The organism is Pseudomonas sp. Mb7, assembly GCF_054790525.1.
The window spans coordinates 4,441,178-4,458,342 of sequence record NZ_CP186501.1 but is presented as its reverse complement, the minus strand read 5'-3'; the positions used below and the strand labels follow the sequence as shown (position 1 = coordinate 4,458,342).

Annotated in this window: 20 protein-coding genes; 18 read left to right on the top strand and 2 right to left on the bottom strand. The window is 58.4% G+C overall.

Features of this window, described 5'->3' with window-relative positions:
- The first annotated feature begins 1 nt into the window (after nucleotide 1).
- The 4 genes from yajC to ACOYXH_RS19955 all read left to right on the top strand — a co-directional run bounded on the left by yajC (nucleotide 2) and on the right by ACOYXH_RS19955 (nucleotide 3,867).
- The gene (yajC, locus tag ACOYXH_RS19970) at nucleotides 2-340 is read left to right on the top strand and encodes a preprotein translocase subunit YajC (protein WP_007916913.1); all 339 of its coding nucleotides are present in this window, start codon (nucleotides 2-4) and stop codon (nucleotides 338-340) included.
- Nucleotides 341-404: 64 nt separating this feature from the next.
- Nucleotides 405-2,273 carry a protein translocase subunit SecD gene (gene secD / locus ACOYXH_RS19965; RefSeq protein ID WP_095048355.1) on the top strand — a complete coding sequence of 623 codons (1,869 nt, stop codon included), beginning with the start codon at nucleotides 405-407 and terminating at the stop codon, nucleotides 2,271-2,273.
- A gap of 9 nt (nucleotides 2,274-2,282) precedes the next feature.
- Nucleotides 2,283-3,197 (top strand): protein translocase subunit SecF, encoded by a 915-nt coding sequence (gene secF, locus ACOYXH_RS19960; protein ID WP_095048354.1) that lies wholly within the window; start codon nucleotides 2,283-2,285, stop codon nucleotides 3,195-3,197.
- Nucleotides 3,198-3,318: 121 nt separating this feature from the next.
- A complete protein-coding gene (locus tag ACOYXH_RS19955) occupies nucleotides 3,319-3,867 on the top strand; it encodes a glycine zipper 2TM domain-containing protein (RefSeq protein ID WP_007916907.1) in 549 nt (182 codons plus the stop codon).
- 114 nt (nucleotides 3,868-3,981) lie between these two features.
- On the opposite strand, the gene ACOYXH_RS19950 is transcribed toward ACOYXH_RS19955, so the two are convergent.
- Together ACOYXH_RS19950 and suhB are read right to left on the bottom strand one after the other, a co-directional pair.
- Complete coding sequence (locus ACOYXH_RS19950) at nucleotides 3,982-4,923, bottom strand: IS110 family transposase (protein ID WP_460067285.1); 942 nt, start codon at nucleotides 4,921-4,923, stop codon at nucleotides 3,982-3,984.
- A 374-nt stretch (nucleotides 4,924-5,297) separates the two neighbouring features.
- Nucleotides 5,298-6,116, bottom strand: a complete 819-nt coding sequence (gene suhB, locus ACOYXH_RS19945) for a type III secretion system regulator SuhB (RefSeq protein ID WP_095048353.1) — start codon at nucleotides 6,114-6,116, stop codon at nucleotides 5,298-5,300.
- Between the two features lie 145 nt (nucleotides 6,117-6,261).
- On the opposite strand from suhB, the gene trmJ reads away from it, so the two are divergent.
- From trmJ to ACOYXH_RS19875, 14 genes are all read left to right on the top strand, one after another.
- Nucleotides 6,262-7,032 (top strand): tRNA (cytosine(32)/uridine(32)-2'-O)-methyltransferase TrmJ, encoded by a 771-nt coding sequence (gene trmJ / locus ACOYXH_RS19940; RefSeq protein WP_007916903.1) that lies wholly within the window; start codon nucleotides 6,262-6,264, stop codon nucleotides 7,030-7,032.
- Between the two features lie 3 nt (nucleotides 7,033-7,035).
- On the top strand, nucleotides 7,036-7,812 hold the full coding sequence (gene cysE, locus ACOYXH_RS19935) for a serine O-acetyltransferase (protein ID WP_007916901.1): 777 nt from the start codon (nucleotides 7,036-7,038) through the stop codon (nucleotides 7,810-7,812).
- A gap of 246 nt (nucleotides 7,813-8,058) precedes the next feature.
- Nucleotides 8,059-8,550 (top strand): Fe-S cluster assembly transcriptional regulator IscR, encoded by a 492-nt coding sequence (gene iscR / locus ACOYXH_RS19930; protein WP_038362955.1) that lies wholly within the window; start codon nucleotides 8,059-8,061, stop codon nucleotides 8,548-8,550.
- Between the two features lie 47 nt (nucleotides 8,551-8,597).
- Entirely contained in the window at nucleotides 8,598-9,812 is a 1,215-nt protein-coding gene (locus ACOYXH_RS19925; protein ID WP_095048352.1) for an IscS subfamily cysteine desulfurase, read from the top strand.
- Between the two features lie 101 nt (nucleotides 9,813-9,913).
- Nucleotides 9,914-10,300 carry a Fe-S cluster assembly scaffold IscU gene (gene iscU, locus ACOYXH_RS19920; RefSeq protein WP_007916892.1) on the top strand — a complete coding sequence of 129 codons (387 nt, stop codon included), beginning with the start codon at nucleotides 9,914-9,916 and terminating at the stop codon, nucleotides 10,298-10,300.
- A 34-nt stretch (nucleotides 10,301-10,334) separates the two neighbouring features.
- Entirely contained in the window at nucleotides 10,335-10,658 is a 324-nt protein-coding gene (gene iscA, locus ACOYXH_RS19915) for an iron-sulfur cluster assembly protein IscA (RefSeq protein WP_003227904.1), read from the top strand.
- A gap of 8 nt (nucleotides 10,659-10,666) precedes the next feature.
- A complete protein-coding gene (hscB, locus tag ACOYXH_RS19910) occupies nucleotides 10,667-11,188 on the top strand; it encodes a co-chaperone HscB (RefSeq protein ID WP_095048351.1) in 522 nt (173 codons plus the stop codon).
- Between the two features lie 51 nt (nucleotides 11,189-11,239).
- Nucleotides 11,240-13,105 (top strand): Fe-S protein assembly chaperone HscA, encoded by a 1,866-nt coding sequence (hscA, locus tag ACOYXH_RS19905; protein WP_099757101.1) that lies wholly within the window; start codon nucleotides 11,240-11,242, stop codon nucleotides 13,103-13,105.
- The gene (gene fdx, locus ACOYXH_RS19900; RefSeq protein WP_007916885.1) at nucleotides 13,105-13,446 is read left to right on the top strand and encodes an ISC system 2Fe-2S type ferredoxin; all 342 of its coding nucleotides are present in this window, start codon (nucleotides 13,105-13,107) and stop codon (nucleotides 13,444-13,446) included. Before hscA ends, fdx begins: the two co-directional genes overlap by 1 nt.
- Before the next feature lie 14 nt (nucleotides 13,447-13,460).
- Nucleotides 13,461-13,661 (top strand): Fe-S cluster assembly protein IscX, encoded by a 201-nt coding sequence (iscX, locus tag ACOYXH_RS19895; RefSeq protein WP_447787020.1) that lies wholly within the window; start codon nucleotides 13,461-13,463, stop codon nucleotides 13,659-13,661.
- 87 nt (nucleotides 13,662-13,748) lie between these two features.
- Nucleotides 13,749-14,174, top strand: coding sequence for a nucleoside-diphosphate kinase (gene ndk, locus ACOYXH_RS19890; protein WP_007916882.1), 426 nt, complete (start codon nucleotides 13,749-13,751; stop codon nucleotides 14,172-14,174).
- 28 nt (nucleotides 14,175-14,202) lie between these two features.
- On the top strand, nucleotides 14,203-15,351 hold the full coding sequence (rlmN, locus tag ACOYXH_RS19885) for a dual-specificity RNA methyltransferase RlmN (RefSeq protein WP_016984373.1): 1,149 nt from the start codon (nucleotides 14,203-14,205) through the stop codon (nucleotides 15,349-15,351).
- 12 nt (nucleotides 15,352-15,363) lie between these two features.
- On the top strand, nucleotides 15,364-16,122 hold the full coding sequence (pilW, locus tag ACOYXH_RS19880) for a type IV pilus biogenesis/stability protein PilW (protein WP_093430650.1): 759 nt from the start codon (nucleotides 15,364-15,366) through the stop codon (nucleotides 16,120-16,122).
- Nucleotides 16,122-17,165, top strand: coding sequence for a RodZ domain-containing protein (locus ACOYXH_RS19875; RefSeq protein WP_095048350.1), 1,044 nt, complete (start codon nucleotides 16,122-16,124; stop codon nucleotides 17,163-17,165). The genes pilW and ACOYXH_RS19875 overlap by 1 nt, the downstream gene beginning before the upstream one ends.

Here is a 17,165-nt window from a genome sequence, read left to right as displayed (position 1 = left end):
AATGAGCTTTTTTATCTCTAACGCCATGGCTGACGCGGCTGCACCGGCTGCTGCCGGCCCAATGGGCGGCGGTTTCGAGTGGATTTTCCTGGTCGGCTTCCTGGTCATCTTCTACCTGATGATCTGGCGTCCACAGGCCAAGCGCGCCAAAGAGCAGAAGAACCTGCTGAGCAGCCTGCAGAAAGGTGACGAAGTTGTGACCACTGGCGGCATCGCTGGCAAGATCACTAAAGTTGCCGATGACTTCGTGGTTCTGGAAGTTTCCGACACCGTGGAAATGAAGTTCCAGAAAGGCGCCATCGCCGCCACGCTGCCAAAAGGCACGCTGAAAGCGATCTGAAGCAACAACTTCTACTCAATCGACGGGGCGCGCAAGGCGCCCCGCGTTCATAACGGGCGGCGTGATGCTGAACAAATATCCTCTGTGGAAATACATTCTGATCCTGGCGGTGCTGGCGGTCGGTCTGATTTATTCCGCTCCCAATCTTTATCCTGATGACCCGGCCATTCAGGTCAGCGGTGCAAGCACTGCGCTGCAAGTCAATCAGGCTGATCTGGATCGTGTGAGCACTGCGCTCAAGGAGTCCGGGATCAACGTCAAGGCCGCCACGCTGGCCGCCAACGGCAAGGGCGGTCTGATCCGTCTGAGCAAGGCTGAAGACCAACTGCCGGCCAAAGACGTTGTGCGCAAGGCATTGGGTGACGACTACGTTGTCGCGCTGAACCTGGCACAGACCACCCCGCAATGGCTGCGCAACCTGGGCGCGCACCCGATGAAGCTGGGTCTGGACTTGTCCGGTGGTGTGCACTTCCTGCTGGAAGTGGACATGGACAAAGCCCTCGATGCACGCCTGAAAGTCTACGAAGGCGACGTCAAGAGTCTGCTGCGCAAAGAGAAGCTGCGCTATCGCAGCCTGCCGCAACTGGGCGGTGCCATTCAGTTGGGCTTCAGCGATGAAGACTCCCGCGAACAGGCCCGTGCACTGATCCGCAAGAACTTCAACGATTTCGACATTGTTCCGGCCGACCTCAACGGTCAACCGGTGCTGCGTCTGGCGATGACCCCGGCCAAGCTGGCGGAAATCCGTGAATACTCCATCAAGCAGAACTTGACCACGGTACGTAACCGCGTCAACGAGCTGGGTGTTGCCGAACCAATCGTTCAGCGTCAGGGCGCCAACCGCATCGTGGTTGAGCTGCCGGGCGTGCAGGACACTGCCGAAGCCAAGCGTATTCTCGGCAAGACGGCCAACCTTGAGTTCCGTCTGGCTGCTGAGCCGGGTGCTTCGAAAGCCACCTCCGAATCCTTTGAGTTCCGTGAAGGCAATCGTCCGCCAGCGCAGATCGAGCGTGGCCTGATCATCACCGGTGACCAGGTTACCGATGCCAAGGCTGGTTTTGGCGAGCACGGCACACCAGAAGTGAACATCCGTCTGGATGGTCACGGTGGTGAGCTGATGAGCCGCGCCACCCGTTCTAACGTCGGTCGCAGCATGGCGGTGATCTTCATCGAACAGCGTCCGGTCACCACTTACACCAAGCAAGTGGTTGATGGCGTCGAGAAAGACGTTGCGGTGCAAACGTTCAAGGAAGAGAAGAAGATCATCAGCCTGGCGACCATTCAGTCGCCGCTGGGTGCTCAGTTCCGCATCACTGGCCTGAACGGTCAGGGGGAGTCGTCCGAACTGGCGCTGCTGCTGCGTGCCGGTGGTCTGGCTGCACCGATGTACTTCGCTGAAGAGCGCACCATCGGCCCGAGCCTGGGTGCTGACAACATCACCAAAGGTATCGATGCGTCGCTGTGGGGCATGCTGTTCGTGTCGCTGTTCATCATCGCCATCTACCGCTTCTTCGGCATCATCGCCACCGTCGCACTGGCGGTGAACATGGTGCTGCTGCTGGCCTTGATGTCGCTGCTGGGTGCAACGCTGACCCTGCCAGGTATCGCCGGTATCGTGCTGACCATGGGTATGGCGGTCGACGCCAACGTGCTGATCTTCTCGCGGATCCGTGAAGAGATCGCCGCCGGCATGACTGTGCAGCGTGCAATCAACGAAGGCTTCGGCCGGGCATTCACCGCGATTCTCGACGCCAACCTGACTACCTTGTTGGTCGGCGGGATTCTCTTTGCCATGGGCACCGGCCCGGTCAAAGGTTTCGCAGTGACCATGTCCCTCGGGATCTTTACCTCGATGTTCACGGCCATCATGGTGACCCGCGCAATGGTCAACCTGATCTTCGGCGGACGTGACTTCAAGAAGTTGTGGATTTAAGGGGCTGCCATGTTACGTACAATCAACTTCATGGGCGTTCGCAACTTCGCGTTCGGCGTCACAGTGTTTCTCACGTTGCTGGCTATGTTCAGTGTCGCTACCAAGGGCATGAACTGGGGTCTGGACTTCACCGGCGGTACGCTCATCGAGCTGACCTACGAGCGTCCGGCCGACGTTACCAAGGTGCGTGAGCAGCTGGTGACGTCGGGTTACCACGAAGCAATCGTGCAGAGCTTCGGTGCGACTACCGATCTGCTGGTGCGGATGCCGGGTGAAGACCCGCAACTGGGCCATCAGGTGGCGGAAGCGCTGCTGAAGGTCGGCGGCGACAACCCGGCAACGGTCAAGCGTGTCGAGTTCGTCGGCCCGCAGGTCGGTGAAGAGCTGCGTGACCAGGGCGGCCTCGGCATGCTGCTGGCGCTCGGCGGCATCCTGATCTACCTGGCTTTCCGCTTTCAGTGGAAATTCGCGGTCGGCGCCATCGTTTCGCTGATTCACGACGTGATCGTAACCATCGGTATCCTGTCGTACTTCCAGATCACTTTCGATCTGACCGTGCTGGCGGCGGTGCTGGCGATCATCGGCTACTCGCTGAACGACACCATCGTGGTATTCGACCGGGTTCGTGAGAACTTCCGTGTCCTGCGCAAGGCAACGCTGATCGAGAACATCAACATCTCGACCACGCAAACCCTGCTGCGCACCATGGCAACGTCGATCTCGACTTTGCTGGCGATCGCGGCACTGCTGTTCTTCGGCGGTGACAACCTGTTCGGCTTCTCGATCGCGCTGTTTATCGGGGTTCTGGCGGGTACTTACTCGTCGATCTACATCGCTAACGTGGTGCTGATCTGGTTGAATCTGACTACCGAGGATCTGATTCCTCCGGCCAACACCGAGAAGGAAGTCGACGACCGTCCATAACGGCCATCGTTTTCCCGGCTGTCAGCCCAAGAAAGGCGCGAGTTGAACTCGCGCCTTTTTTTATGCTCCAAGGCTGGGAGAAGCGCGGGCGCGTCCCGCATGTGATGGTCAGGAGGTTCATGTGAACAAGTCGTTGCTGGTTGGTGCGGTATTGGGTGCTGTCGGTGTAACTGCCGGGGGTGCTGTTGCCACCTACAGCCTGGTTAAAAGCGGCCCTGAGTATGCGCAAGTATTGGCCGTTGAACCGGTTAAAACACAGATCAAGACTCCACGTGAAGTGTGCAAGGACGTGACAGTGACTCGTCAGGCACCGGTAAAAGATCAACACCAGATTGCCGGTACCGTCGTCGGTGCGCTGGCAGGTGGTTTGCTGGGTAATCAGATTGGCGGCGGCACCGGCAAGAAAATTGCCACGGTGGCCGGTGCGGTCGGTGGCGGTTATGCGGGTAACAAGGTGCAGGAAGGCATGCAAGAGCGTGACACCTACACCACCACGCAAACCCGCTGCAACACGGTCAACGACATCAGCGACAAGGTCGTCGGTTACGACGTGCGTTACTCGCTCGATGGCAAGGAGGGCAAGGTGCGGATGGATCGTGATCCGGGCAACCAGATTCCGGTCGACAAGGAAGGCAAGCTGATTCTGTCGCAGAATGAGCCGGCTCAGTAAGTACCGACTGTTTTAACAAGAAGCACCCTGCGGGGTGCTTTTTTTGTACCCGCAATTTTTGGCTAAACCGTGCCCCCCCCCCCTGTGGGAGATTCTATGGTTGAGGGGAAGCCCTCAACTGACTTTTGTCTGGTATTCGCTTTGCCCTTTCAGCAAGGCGAATACCACCCGAGCAAGTTTGCGAGCCGGCATCACCAACGCCTGCGTGGTGCTGAAACCCCGTGCTCTTTGGGCCTCGTAAAACCCTTTCCAGGCTTTCGTACGGCTAGCCGACATCGCAGCGTTGTGCAAAAGTCGGCGGGCCTCGGGGTCTCCGCGCTTGGTCAAGCTGCGGCGACCGTCCTTTTGCCCTGATTTCGATACCCTTAAATCCATGCCCAGGAAGGCGATAAACGCATCCGCGTTGCTAAACTCCCCCCGCTGAAACGCCGTGAGCAGGCGCGCTCCGGTCAGAAATCCAATGCCCTCAACTTTCAGGCAACGCTTCAATTGGCCGAGCAAACCGGCTTGTTTGAGCTGATCGTTGATCGTCTTTTCGATCATCGTTTCAAGCCGCTGCATGGATTTTATTTGTTCAGCAAAAGCTGCCTTCAATAGCGGCTCATTCGACCAGCTCTGCACCAGGCCGACCCTTGCCTGGACCAAAGCCGCGCGGCGGCGGAAAAGGCTCAGGAGCTGGCGGTACAGCGGTGATGGCGGGGTCCAGGGGCGCAACTCCTCGGCTTCGTTCTTCAGGTAACGGGCCAGCAACTTGGCGTCCAAGGCGTCGGTTTTGGCGCGGATCTTCACGCCTTCGCGGTAATGTTTGAGTTCATAGCCGCCCACCATGTAAATCGTGCAACCGGCCGCATAGGCCAAATCAGCGAATTCCAAGTGGTAGATGTTTGTAGCCTCAATGGCAATAGACACGGGGCCGAGCAAGGCCTTCAGCCACTGCTTAATGGATGTTTTGGTGTTGGGAATCGCTTCAAGCAGATCGCTATCGGCCTGATAAATCACCAGTTCATTTTTGGCGACATCCACGCCAACGATCGGATTTGATAGAGCGACTGGCATTGCCACAGGATTTCCTCCGGGATAAGGTTTGAGCACTTGAAGGGCTCACCCAGAGGCGCAGGCTTGTTCCTATCGTCGGTCTAGCCAGATGCATTCTTTATCGGCGCTTGGGTGAAAGGAGGAGGGGCGAAATCTCCCACGGTCTGTGCTGCGTCAACAGTCAGAATCGAGCCTTGTCCCTCCTCCTCCCTTCAAGTCCTACCATACAAGCGAGCCTGCTCGCGAATGCGGTGTGCCAGCCGGCATCAATGTTGATTGTCAGAATGCATTCGCGAGCAGGCTCGCTCCCACATGAAGATTTTGGTGGTCTGAAGATCGAATTCCAGGCATAAAAAAAGCACCCCGAAGGGTGCTTTTTTCCTTTCGCGTGAAGCTTAGCGCTTCAGCGAAGCCGGCAGGTGCGGCTGGATCGCCGTCAGTACTGCCTTGAAGCATTTGGTGTTGCCGGCAACGATGTGGCCTTTTTCAAGGAAGTCGTGACCGCCGGTGAAGTCGCTCACCAGGCCGCCAGCTTCTTGAATCAGCAGGGCGCCTGCAGCCATGTCCCACTCGGACAGACCCGATTCCCAGAACGCGTCGAAACGACCGGCAGCGACATAAGCCAGGTCCAGGCTTGCCGAACCGGCACGGCGGATGCCGGCAGTCTGGCCAACCAGGGCGCGGAACATGCCCAGGTAGTTGTCGAGGTTGTCCATCTGGTCGTCACGGAACGGGAAACCGGTACCCAGCAGGGCGCCGTCAAGGCTGGTACGACCGCTGACGCGCAGGCGACGACCGTTCAGTTGAGCGCCGCGACCACGGCTGGCGGTGAATTCTTCCTGGCGAACCGGGTCCAGAACCACTGCGTGCTCCAGGCGGCCACGGTACTTACAGGCAATGCTGACAGCGAAGTGAGGAATGCCACGCAGGAAGTTGGTGGTGCCGTCCAGTGGATCGATGATCCACAGGTACTCTTCGCCTTCGATACCGGTGCCGGCGTGCATGCCGGTCTCTTCACCCTGGATCGAGTGATTCGGGTATGCCTTGCGCAGGGCGTCGATGATTTTCTGTTCGGCGGCGCGGTCTACCTCGGATACATAATCCTTGGCGTCTTTTTCGTCGACCTTGATGGTATCCAGGCGCTCGATGGAGCGGAAGATCAGTTCACTGGCGCTGCGGGCGGCGCGCAGCGCGATATTCAGCATGGGCTGCATGGATGTGTCACCTAAGGTTGTTAAAGAAAGCCGCGCATTCTATCAGAACTTTTCTTCAGGTGAAGGACGCTGTTCGCTTTCATAGCTTAACGGTAGGCTGTTCTGTAAGATTTGCACCCCTTTCCTGTGTCCGAGAGCGCCTCCCTTGCTGCAGAACATTCGTGTCGTCCTGGTCAATACCAGCCACCCCGGCAACATCGGCGGGGCCGCGCGCGCCATGAAAAACATGGGTCTGTCGCGATTGGTGCTGGTCGAACCGCGGGTCTTCCCGCACCACGAAGCCGATGCTCGTGCTTCCGGTGCCGGTGACATCCTTGAAAATGCGCAAGTCGTCGCCACCTTGGAAGATGCCTTGGTCGGCTGCAATCTGGTGCTTGGCACCAGCGCCCGTGACCGCCGCATTCCCTGGCCACTGCTGGATCCGCGCGAGTGCGGCACCAAAGTAGTCGAGGAAGCCGGGCAGGGCGCCGAAATCGCTCTGGTATTCGGTCGTGAAGATTCCGGTCTGACCAACGAAGAGCTGCAGCGATGTCACTTTCACGTGCATATCCCCTCCGACCCTGAGTTCAGTTCGCTGAACCTCGGCGCGGCGGTGCAGGTGTTGAGCTATGAGGTGCGCATGGCCTGGCTGGCCGCCCAAGGCCAGCCGAGCAAGATCGAGAAAGAAGAAGTGGCTTCGGTGAAAAGCGCCGAGCTGGCGACCATGGATGAATTGGAACGCTTCTATGAGCATCTGGAGCAGACACTGGTCGCCATCGAATTCCTCGATCCCGAGAAACCACGGCACTTGATGGCGCGCCTGCGTCGGTTGTACGGACGCAGCTCGGTCAGCCGGGCGGAAATGAATATTTTGCGTGGCATCCTCACGGAAACCCAGAAAGCGGCCCGTGGTGAGCTTCTTAAGCGGAAGGACTAAATGATGTTTGAGCGTTTGCGTGAAGATATCCAGAGCGTATTCCATCGAGACCCGGCGGCGCGTAACGCTTTTGAAGTCCTGACCTGCTACCCCGGCATGCATGCGATCTGGATCCATCGATTGGCCGGCATGCTCTGGCGCAACGAGCTGAAATGGCTGGCGCGGCTGGTGTCGAACTTCGGTCGCTGGCTGACCGGGATCGAGATTCATCCGGGGGCCAAGGTCGGTCGTCGTTTCTTTATCGACCATGGCATGGGTATCGTCATCGGTGAAACCGCCGAGATTGGCGATGACGTGACTATTTATCAGGGCGTGACCCTCGGCGGCACTAGCTGGAATAAGGGCAAACGCCACCCGACGCTGGGTGATGGTGTGGTCGTGGGCGCGGGCGCCAAGGTGCTCGGCCCGTTCACCGTCGGCGCTGGTGCCAAGGTTGGTTCCAACGCCGTGGTGACCAAAGAAGTGCCGCCGGGCGCCACTGTTGTCGGTATTCCCGGGCGCATCATCGTCAAGTCCGATGAAGAGCAGGATGCCAAGCGCAAGGCCATGGCCGAGAAGATCGGTTTCGATGCCTACGGCGTCAGCGAAGACATGCCTGACCCGGTGGCGCGCGCCATTGGTCAGTTGCTCGATCACCTGCAAGCGGTGGACGGGCGGCTGGAGGGGATGTGCGGCGCGCTGAAGGATCTGGGTAGCAATTACTGTGCGAAAGATCTGCCTGAACTGCGTGAAGAAGACTTCGCCTGCGTCAAAGGCAAAGACGAGTCCAAAGCCAGCTAGCGCCTCCTGTAGGAGCTGCCGAAGGCTGCGATCTTTTGATCTTGTCTTTCACAGAATCAAAAGATCGCAGCCTTCGGCAGCTCCTACAGAGGCTTGCGTCAACCGGTGTGCCATTAGGCCGCAGACCCTGCTATCATTCGCGCGCTCTTTTGCGGGTAAACCTGACTAAAGTACTAGGTCTTAAAGTTGACTTAAATACTCGGGAATTGCATACTCGCCCCATTCTGAACTCCGTGGTAACTGTCCATGCGACTGACTACAAAAGGCCGATACGCCGTGACCGCCATGCTCGACCTGGCGTTGCACGCGCAGCACGGGCCCGTGTCCCTGGCCGATATCTCCGAGCGCCAAGGCATCTCCCTGTCCTACCTCGAACAGCTGTTCGCCAAGCTGCGCCGCAGTAACCTGGTTTCCAGTGTTCGCGGCCCGGGTGGTGGCTACCAGTTGTCCCGCGAGATGCAGGGTATCCAGGTCGCCCAGGTGATCGATGCAGTAAATGAATCGGTCGATGCCACCAAATGCCAGGGCCAGGGCGATTGCCATTCCGGCGACACCTGCCTGACCCATCATCTGTGGTGCGATTTGAGCCTGCAGATTCACGAATTTCTAAGTGGTATCAGCTTGGCTGATCTTGTGACTCGCCGTGAGGTGCAAGAAGTAGCCCAGCGTCAGGACCAGCGCCGTTGCAACAGCAAGGCGCCACGCCTGGACAAGATTGAAGCGTCCGCCGTCGAATGACAGCCAGAGAGCTAGCGGCACGCCAGCCCTGATTTAGGAGATAGTCCATGAAATTGCCGATTTACCTTGATTACTCTGCGACCACCCCGGTTGATCCGCGTGTTGCGCAAAAAATGAGTGAATGCCTGCTGGTCGACGGAAACTTCGGTAACCCGGCGTCCCGTTCCCACGTGTTCGGCTGGAAGGCTGAAGAGTCCGTTGAAAACGCCCGTCGTCAGGTGGCCGATCTGGTCAACGCTGATCCGCGCGAAATCGTCTGGACTTCCGGTGCTACCGAGTCCGACAACCTGGCAATCAAGGGCGCGGCACATTTCTACGGCTCCAAGGGCAAGCACCTGATCACCTCCAAGATTGAGCACAAGGCTGTCCTCGACACCATGCGCCAACTGGAGCGTGAAGGTTTCGAGGTTACTTACCTCGAGCCGACCGAAGACGGTCTGATCACCCCGTCCATGATTGAAGCTGCACTGCGCGAAGACACCATTTTGGTCTCCGTAATGCACGTGAACAACGAAATCGGCACCGTTAACGACATCGCCGCGATCGGCGAAATGCTCCGCGCCAAGGGCGTTCTGTTCCACGTCGACGCCGCTCAGTCCACTGGCAAGGTCGAGATTGACCTGCAGAAACTGAAAGTCGACATGATGTCGTTCTCCGCCCACAAAACCTACGGCCCTAAAGGCATCGGCGCGCTGTACGTCAGCCGCAAGCCGCGTGTGCGCATCGAAGCGACCATGCACGGCGGCGGTCACGAGCGCGGCATGCGTTCCGGCACCCTGGCGACCCACCAGATCGTCGGTATGGGTGAAGCGTTCCGCGTAGCCAAAGAAGACATGGCTGCTGAAAACGTCCGTATCAAAGCCTTGAGCGACCGCTTCTACAAGCAGGTCGAGCATCTGGAAGAGCTGTACGTCAACGGCAGCCTGACCGCCCGCGTTCCGCACAACCTGAACCTGAGCTTCAACTACGTTGAAGGCGAGTCGCTGATCATGGCGCTCAAGGATCTGGCGGTATCGTCCGGTTCGGCCTGCACCTCGGCGTCGCTCGAGCCTTCGTACGTGCTGCGCGCCTTGGGCCGCAATGACGAACTGGCGCACAGCTCGATCCGCTTCACCTTCGGCCGTTTCACCACCGAAGAAGAAATCGACTACGCCGCGCAGAAAGTCTGCGAGGCCGTTACCAAGCTGCGCGCTCTGTCGCCGCTGTGGGACATGTACAAAGACGGCGTCGATATCTCGAAAATCGAGTGGGCGGCACACTAAATATAGAAGCCGCCAGATACAGATCCTGTAGCGACGCGGCGGTTTACGCAGCGCAGTTGCAGGGTCTCAAGAGCGGCCCTGATGAGTGAGGATTGAGAATCATGGCTTACAGCGAAAAGGTCATCGACCACTACGAAAACCCGCGCAACGTCGGCAAGATGAACGCGGAAGATCCTGATGTCGGCACCGGCATGGTCGGCGCTCCGGCGTGCGGCGACGTGATGCGTCTGCAAATCAAGGTCAACGACGCTGGCATCATCGAAGATGCCAAGTTCAAGACCTACGGCTGCGGTTCGGCTATCGCGTCCAGCTCCCTCGCCACCGAGTGGATGAAGGGTAAGACCCTAGACGAAGCAGAAACCATCAAGAACACTCAGCTGGCCGAAGAACTGGCCCTGCCGCCAGTGAAAATTCACTGCTCGGTACTGGCTGAAGACGCTATCAAAGCGGCTGTTCGCGATTACAAGCAGAAGAAAGGCTTGATCTGACTTTCTGGATTAGGCGACGAGTAAGGAGTCACCGATGGCTATCAGCATGACAGAAGCGGCTGCTCGACACGTGCGGCGCTCCCTCGACGGGCGCGGCAAAGGTGAAGGGATTCGTCTGGGTGTTCGCACCACAGGCTGTTCCGGCCTTGCCTACGTGCTGGAGTTTGTCGACGAGGTGGTTGCAGAGGATCAGGTGTTCGAGAGTCACGGCGAAAAAGTGATCATCGACCCGAAAAGCCTGGCCTACCTGGACGGCACCGAGCTCGATTTCGTCAAGGAAGGGTTGAACGAAGGCTTCAAGTTCAACAACCCCAACGTACGCGGTGAATGTGGCTGCGGCGAAAGCTTCAACATCTGAGGCTTGTCGTGGGTATTCCTTGTCATTTCGCTTTATTCGAGCTGCAACCGGGTTTCCGTCTGGATCTCGAGCAGTTGGCTACGCGCTATCGTGAGTTGGCGCGCGGCGTTCATCCTGATCGCTTTGCCGACGCTTCCGAGCGTGAGCAGCGGTCGGCACTCGAGCAGTCTGCGCGGCTCAACGACGCCTATCAGACGCTCAAGAGTCCGGCCCAGCGCGCACGCTACCTGCTGACCATCAGCGGGCATGAAGTGCCGATGGAAGTCACGGTCCATGATCCCGAGTTTCTTCTGCAGCAGATGCAATGGCGCGAAGAGCTCGAAGACCTCCAGGACAGTGCTGACCTCGAAGGTGTCGCCGTGTTCAAGCGGCGCTTGAAAGTGGCTCAGGAAGAACTCAATGAAAGCTTCGCAGCCTGTTGGGATGATGCGGCGCAACGCGAACAGGCCGAACGCCTGATGCGGCGCATGCAGTTCCTCGACAAGCTCACCTACGAAGTGCGCCAGTTAGAAGAGCGCCTCGACGATTAACCCAGTGCCGCTCCGGTCGCACGCCTGATATACAGATAAGTCCTGATCACGATGGCCCTACTGCAGATCGCCGAACCCGGCCAAAGTCCTCAACCGCACCAGCGTCGTCTGGCTGTGGGGATCGACTTGGGCACTACCAATTCGCTGGTCGCTGCGTTGCGCAGTGGTCTTTCCGAGCCGTTGGCTGACGCAAACGGGCAGGTCATCCTGCCGTCCGCTGTGCGTTACCACGCCGATCGCGTCGAAGTCGGCGAGTCGGCCAAACTGGCCGCCGCTTCCGATCCTTTGAACACCGTGCTGTCGGTCAAGCGCTTGATGGGTCGTGGTCTGTCCGACGTCAAGCAATTGGGCGAACAACTGCCCTACCGCTTTGTCGGTGGCGAATCGCACATGCCGTTCATCGATACCGTGCAAGGCCCGAAAAGCCCGGTCGAAGTCTCCGCCGATATCCTCAAGGTGCTGCGTCAGCGCGCTGAAGCGACGTTGGGTGGCGAACTGGTGGGTGCGGTGATCACCGTTCCGGCGTATTTCGACGATGCCCAGCGTCAAGCGACCAAGGATGCGGCCAAATTGGCGGGTTTGAACGTGCTGCGTCTGCTCAATGAGCCGACTGCGGCCGCTGTGGCGTACGGTCTGGATCAGCACGCTGAAGGCCTGGTCGCTATTTATGACCTCGGCGGCGGTACTTTCGATATTTCCATTCTGCGTCTGACCGGCGGTGTTTTCGAAGTTCTGGCCACTGGCGGCGATAGCGCGCTGGGTGGCGATGACTTCGATCACGCGATTGCCGGCTGGATCATCGAGAGCGCGGGTCTGTCCGCCGATCTCGATCCGGGCGCACAACGCAATCTGCTGCAAACCGCTTGCGCGGCCAAAGAAGCCCTGACCGATGCGGCCAGCGTTGAAGTGGCCTATGGCGACTGGAAAGCACAGCTGACCCGTGAAGCCTTCGATGCGCTGATCGAGCCGATGGTCGCTCGCAGCCTGAAAGCCTGCCGCCGCGCTGTCCGTGATTCCGGTATTGAGCTGGAAGACGTGCACGCCGTGGTCATGGTTGGCGGTTCGACGCGCGTTCCGCGTGTTCGCGAAGCCGTTGCCGAAGCCTTCGGTCGTCAGCCGCTGACCGAAATCGATCCGGATCAAGTGGTGGCCATCGGTGCCGCGATCCAGGCCGACACCTTGGCTGGCAACAAACGCGATGGTGGCGAACTGCTGCTGCTCGACGTGATTCCACTGTCCCTGGGGCTGGAAACCATGGGCGGCCTGATGGAGAAGGTGATTCCGCGCAACACCACCATCCCCGTCGCTCGCGCACAAGATTTCACTACTTATAAAGATGGCCAGTCGGCCATGGCGATCCACGTATTGCAGGGCGAGCGTGAGCTGATCAGTGACTGCCGCTCGCTGGCGCGCTTCGAATTGCGCGGCATTCCAGCGATGGTCGCCGGTGCGGCGAAGATTCGTGTGACCTTCCAGGTCGATGCCGACGGTCTGCTCAGCGTTTCCGCCCGTGAGTTGGGTTCAGGCGTTGAGGCAAGCATTCAGGTCAAGCCGTCCTACGGTCTGACCGACGGCGAAATCGCCAAGATGCTCAAGGATTCGTTCCAGCATGCCAATGACGACAAAGTCGCCCGCGTTCTGCGTGAGCAGCAAGTCGATGCCCAACGCTTGATCGAAGCGGTGCAGGGCGCTCTGGAGGCCGATGGCGAGCGTTTGCTCGACGCCGAAGAGCGCATGGTCATCGATCTGCAGTTGCAGGAACTGGCCGAACTGATGAAAGGCACTGATGGTTACGCCATCGAGCAGCAGACCAAGCGTCTGTCGCAAGTGACCGATGCTTTTGCTGCCCGCCGCATGGATCTGACGGTGAAAGCCGCTCTGTCGGGGCGCAATCTGAATGAAATCGAGGATATCTGATGCCGCAGGTCATTTTTCTGCCCCACGAGAAGTTCTGCCCTGAAGGCATGGTTGTAGAGGCTGCGCCCGGCACATCGATTCTCGAACTGGCCCACGAACACCACATCGAGATGGAAAGCGCTTGCGGCGGTGTCTGCGCTTGCACCACCTGCCACTGCATCATCCGCGAGGGTTTCGACTCGATGGAAGAGGCCGACGAGCTGGAAGAAGATTTCCTCGATCGTGCCTGGGGTCTGGAAGCGCAATCGCGTCTGGCTTGCCAGGCTATCGTTGGTGAAGAAGACATCACCGTCGAAATTCCGAAATATTCGCTTAACCATGCGGCCGAAGCGCCGCACTGACTGGTAAGACTGTCATGAGCTACGGTTGGAATGATGTTCAACGTATTGCAGAAGAATTGGCCGAGGCCCATGACGGCGTCGATCCGTATTCTGTAGGTTTTGTCCGTCTGCAGCAGATGATCCTGGATCTGCCTGACTTCGATAGCACTTCTGGCCGTGTCGGCGAGAAGGTGCTGGAAGCGGTTCAGGAGCTCTGGGCCAAAGAATTGGACTGATCGTCTCGCAGGTTAGGCAATACCCAAGAACCCGCGTATAATTCGCGGGTTTAATTTTTCGCAAATTACCGTTTCTGGAGTTACACCATGGCTGTTCAACGCACTTTCTCCATCATCAAGCCTGACGCTGTTGCAAAAAACGTCATTGGCGAAATCACCACTCGTTTCGAAAAAGCCGGCCTGCGCGTTGTAGCTTCGAAACTGAAGCAACTGTCCAAAGCTGAAGCTGAAGGCTTCTACGCTGAGCACAGCGCTCGTGGTTTCTTCGGCGACCTGGTTGCTTTCATGATCTCCGGTCCTGTTGTTGTTCAGGTTCTGGAAGGCGAAAACGCTATCGCTCTGAACCGTGAGCTGATGGGCGCTACCAACCCTAAAGAAGCTGCTGCCGGCACCATCCGCGCTGACTTCGCTGATTCCATCGACGCCAACGCTGTTCACGGTTCGGACTCCGAAGCCGCAGCTGCTCGTGAAATCTCGTACTTCTTCGCAGCTACTGAAGTAACCACTCGCTAAGCATTGGCTTAAGAGTGAAGGTGAATCCATGACTACATCGACTGTAAAAACCAACCTGCTGGGTCTGACTCAACAGGAAATGGAAAAATTCTTCGACTCAATCGGGGAGAAGCGTTTCCGTGCCGGTCAGGTAATGAAATGGATTCACCACTTTGGTGTCGATGATTTCGACGCCATGACGAACGTCAGCAAGGCCTTGCGCGACAAGCTCAAGGCCATTGCTGAGGTCCGTGGTCCGGAAGTGGTCAGCGAGGACATCTCCAGCGACGGCACCCGTAAGTGGGTGGTGCGCGTGGCGTCCGGCAGCTGCGTCGAGACCGTGTACATTCCCCAGGGCAAACGCGGCACTCTGTGCGTTTCGTCCCAGGCAGGCTGTGCCCTGGATTGCAGTTTCTGCTCCACCGGCAAGCAAGGCTTCAATAGCAACCTCACCGCCGCCGAAGTCATCGGTCAGGTGTGGATTGCCAACAAATCTTTCGGCAGTGTCCCGGCAACCGTCGACCGTGCCATCACCAACGTGGTGATGATGGGCATGGGTGAGCCATTGCTGAACTTCGACAACGTCGTCGCCGCCATGCATCTGATGATGGATGACCTCGGCTACGGGATCTCCAAGCGCCGCGTGACCCTGTCCACCTCGGGTGTGGTGCCGATGATCGATGAGCTGGCCAAGCACATCGACGTTTCCCTGGCGTTGTCCCTGCACGCACCGAATGACGCATTGCGTAACCAATTGGTGCCGATCAACAAGAAGTATCCGCTTAAGATGCTGCTCGAGTCGTGCCAGCGCTACATGTCCGCCCTTGGCGAGAAACGTGTGCTGACCATCGAGTACACCTTGCTCAAGGACATCAACGACAAGGTTGAACACGCCGTCGAGATGATCGAGCTACTGAAGAATATTCCGTGCAAGATCAACCTGATTCCGTTCAACCCGTTCCCGCATTCCGGGTACGAGCGGCCAAGCAACAACGCGATCCGTCGTTTCCAGGATCAGTTGCATCAGGCCGGTTTCAACGTCACCGTCCGCACCACCCGTGGTGAAGACATCGACGCTGCATGTGGTCAATTGGTAGGGCAGGTGCTGGATCGCACCCGTCGCAGCGAACGTTACATCGCCGTGCGCGAGTTGAGCGCCGACAGCGATCTGGCACAGAACGCCGCGAACACAAATTAAGAGAGGATCTCTATGTCCCTGCGCTTTGCGCTGCTGTTGCTGTTGGCCAGCCTGTGTGCTGGTTGTGTCCTGTCGGGTGACTACAACCCGATGAAGACCAGCAAGGGCCGCGATGAAGCGCGGGCTGCCTACGTGCAGTTGGGGCTGGGATACTTGCAGCAAGGCATGACCGAGCGTGCCAAGGTGCCGCTGAAGAAGGCGCTGGAAATCGACGGTTCCGATCCTGACGCCAACGCTGCCCTCGGGTTGGTGTTTCAGTCCGAAATGGAGCCTGAGCTGGCCGACGAACACTTCCGCAAGGCTTTGTCCTCCCGTCCCGCCGATGCGCGCATCCTCAACAACTACGGCAGTTTTCTCTACGAACAACAGCGTTATAAAGAAGCCTACGAGCGTTTTGAACAGGCCGCCGCCGATACCCTGTATCCTGAGCGTTCGCGTGTGTTCGAGAACCTCGGCATGACGGCGGCGAAGCTCGGTCAGCGTGATCTGGCACAGCAACAGCTGGAAAAAGCACTGCGTTTGAACCGTCAACAACCACGTGCTTTGCTGGAAATGGCTGAGTTGTCCTTCGAAGACAGGCATTATGTGCCCGCGCGAGACTATTACGACCGTTTCAGCCAGTTGACCGAACAAAATGCACGTAGTCTATTGCTCGGCGTTCGGCTGGCAAAAGTGTTTGAAGATCGCGACAAGGCCGCCAGTTATGGCCTGCAATTAAAACGACTCTATCCCGGTACGCCGGAATATCAGCAATACCTGTCGGAGCAATGATGAAAGCGGCGCATCCCGAAGTTGTAGCAGCGAATCGCGTTAACCCCGGTGAGACCCTGCGCCAGGCCCGCGAAAGCAATGGCTGGTCGCTGGCCGAAGTGGCCCTCAAGCTCAACCTCACCGTGACTTCCCTGAGCAATCTTGAAGCCGGCGCTTTCGACAAGCTGCCGGGGCATACCTTCGCTCGCGGTTACATTCGCGCTTATGCCAAATTGCTCGGCATGGACCAGACCGTTCTGGTTCAGCAGTTCGACCAGTCCACCGGTACCGACTCCCAGGGCAGCAACGTGCATGCCCTTGGCCGTATCGAAGAGCCTGTGCGGGTTTCCCACACCATTTTGCGTATTGTCAGCCTGCTGTTGCTGATCGCGGTCATCGGCGGCGGTTTCGTCTGGTGGCAGGATCAGACATCCCAGCGCACCAAGGACCTGACGTCGCTGGCGCCTGAGCACGTTGAAGTCGAAGGTGCTGACGGCACCACCCAGATTCACCCGATCGATGAGCCGGAAGACCAGGCTGTCGAGGAAAACCAGGCCGATACTTCAACGGCGTTGGCGCTGCCTCAGTCTGAAACCACCGCTGAGTCCACCGGTGCCGAAGCTGCTGCGCCAGCGACTGCTCCAGCAGCTCCAGTCGCTCCGGCCACCACGCCAACTGCTCCGGTTCACACCCCAGCGCCAGTTGTCGCTAACCCGGCCACTCCAGCGCCAAACACTCCGGTCACTCCAGCGCCGACCGTCACTGCTCCGGTAGCCCCTGCGGCATCAGCAGCTACCGCAGAAGCGGCTGCTCCGGTGGTTGGCGATGGTCAGGTACAACTGCAGTTCAGTGCCGATTGCTGGGCACAAGTGACCGATGGCCGTGGCAAAGTGATTTTCAGTGGTCTGAAGCATAAAGGCGATAGCGTCACCGTTTCCGGCAAGCCGCCGCTTAACGTACGTCTGGGCGTTGCCCGCGCCGCGCAGGTCAGCTACAACGGCCAGCCGGTCGATATCGCTCCGTTCACCAGTGGCGAGACTGCTCGCCTGAAGTTGGGTCAATAA

Coding starts and splice junctions, on each gene's coding strand:
- secF (WP_095048354.1), top strand. CDS start 2,283: ATGTTACGTACAATCAACTTCATGGGCGTTCGCAACTTCGCGTTCGGC.
- pilW (WP_093430650.1), top strand. CDS start 15,364: ATGTCCCTGCGCTTTGCGCTGCTGTTGCTGTTGGCCAGCCTGTGTGCT.
- ndk (WP_007916882.1), top strand. CDS start 13,749: ATGGCTGTTCAACGCACTTTCTCCATCATCAAGCCTGACGCTGTTGCA.
- ACOYXH_RS19875 (WP_095048350.1), top strand. CDS start 16,122: ATGAAAGCGGCGCATCCCGAAGTTGTAGCAGCGAATCGCGTTAACCCC.
- fdx (WP_007916885.1), top strand. CDS start 13,105: ATGCCGCAGGTCATTTTTCTGCCCCACGAGAAGTTCTGCCCTGAAGGC.
- iscX (WP_447787020.1), top strand. CDS start 13,461: ATGAGCTACGGTTGGAATGATGTTCAACGTATTGCAGAAGAATTGGCC.
- cysE (WP_007916901.1), top strand. CDS start 7,036: ATGTTTGAGCGTTTGCGTGAAGATATCCAGAGCGTATTCCATCGAGAC.
- iscA (WP_003227904.1), top strand. CDS start 10,335: ATGGCTATCAGCATGACAGAAGCGGCTGCTCGACACGTGCGGCGCTCC.
- suhB (WP_095048353.1), bottom strand. CDS start 6,116: ATGCAGCCCATGCTGAATATCGCGCTGCGCGCCGCCCGCAGCGCCAGT.
- rlmN (WP_016984373.1), top strand. CDS start 14,203: ATGACTACATCGACTGTAAAAACCAACCTGCTGGGTCTGACTCAACAG.
- iscR (WP_038362955.1), top strand. CDS start 8,059: ATGCGACTGACTACAAAAGGCCGATACGCCGTGACCGCCATGCTCGAC.
- ACOYXH_RS19950 (WP_460067285.1), bottom strand. CDS start 4,923: ATGCCAGTCGCTCTATCAAATCCGATCGTTGGCGTGGATGTCGCCAAA.
- secD (WP_095048355.1), top strand. CDS start 405: ATGCTGAACAAATATCCTCTGTGGAAATACATTCTGATCCTGGCGGTG.
- yajC (WP_007916913.1), top strand. CDS start 2: ATGAGCTTTTTTATCTCTAACGCCATGGCTGACGCGGCTGCACCGGCT.
- iscU (WP_007916892.1), top strand. CDS start 9,914: ATGGCTTACAGCGAAAAGGTCATCGACCACTACGAAAACCCGCGCAAC.
- ACOYXH_RS19925 (WP_095048352.1), top strand. CDS start 8,598: ATGAAATTGCCGATTTACCTTGATTACTCTGCGACCACCCCGGTTGAT.
- hscA (WP_099757101.1), top strand. CDS start 11,240: ATGGCCCTACTGCAGATCGCCGAACCCGGCCAAAGTCCTCAACCGCAC.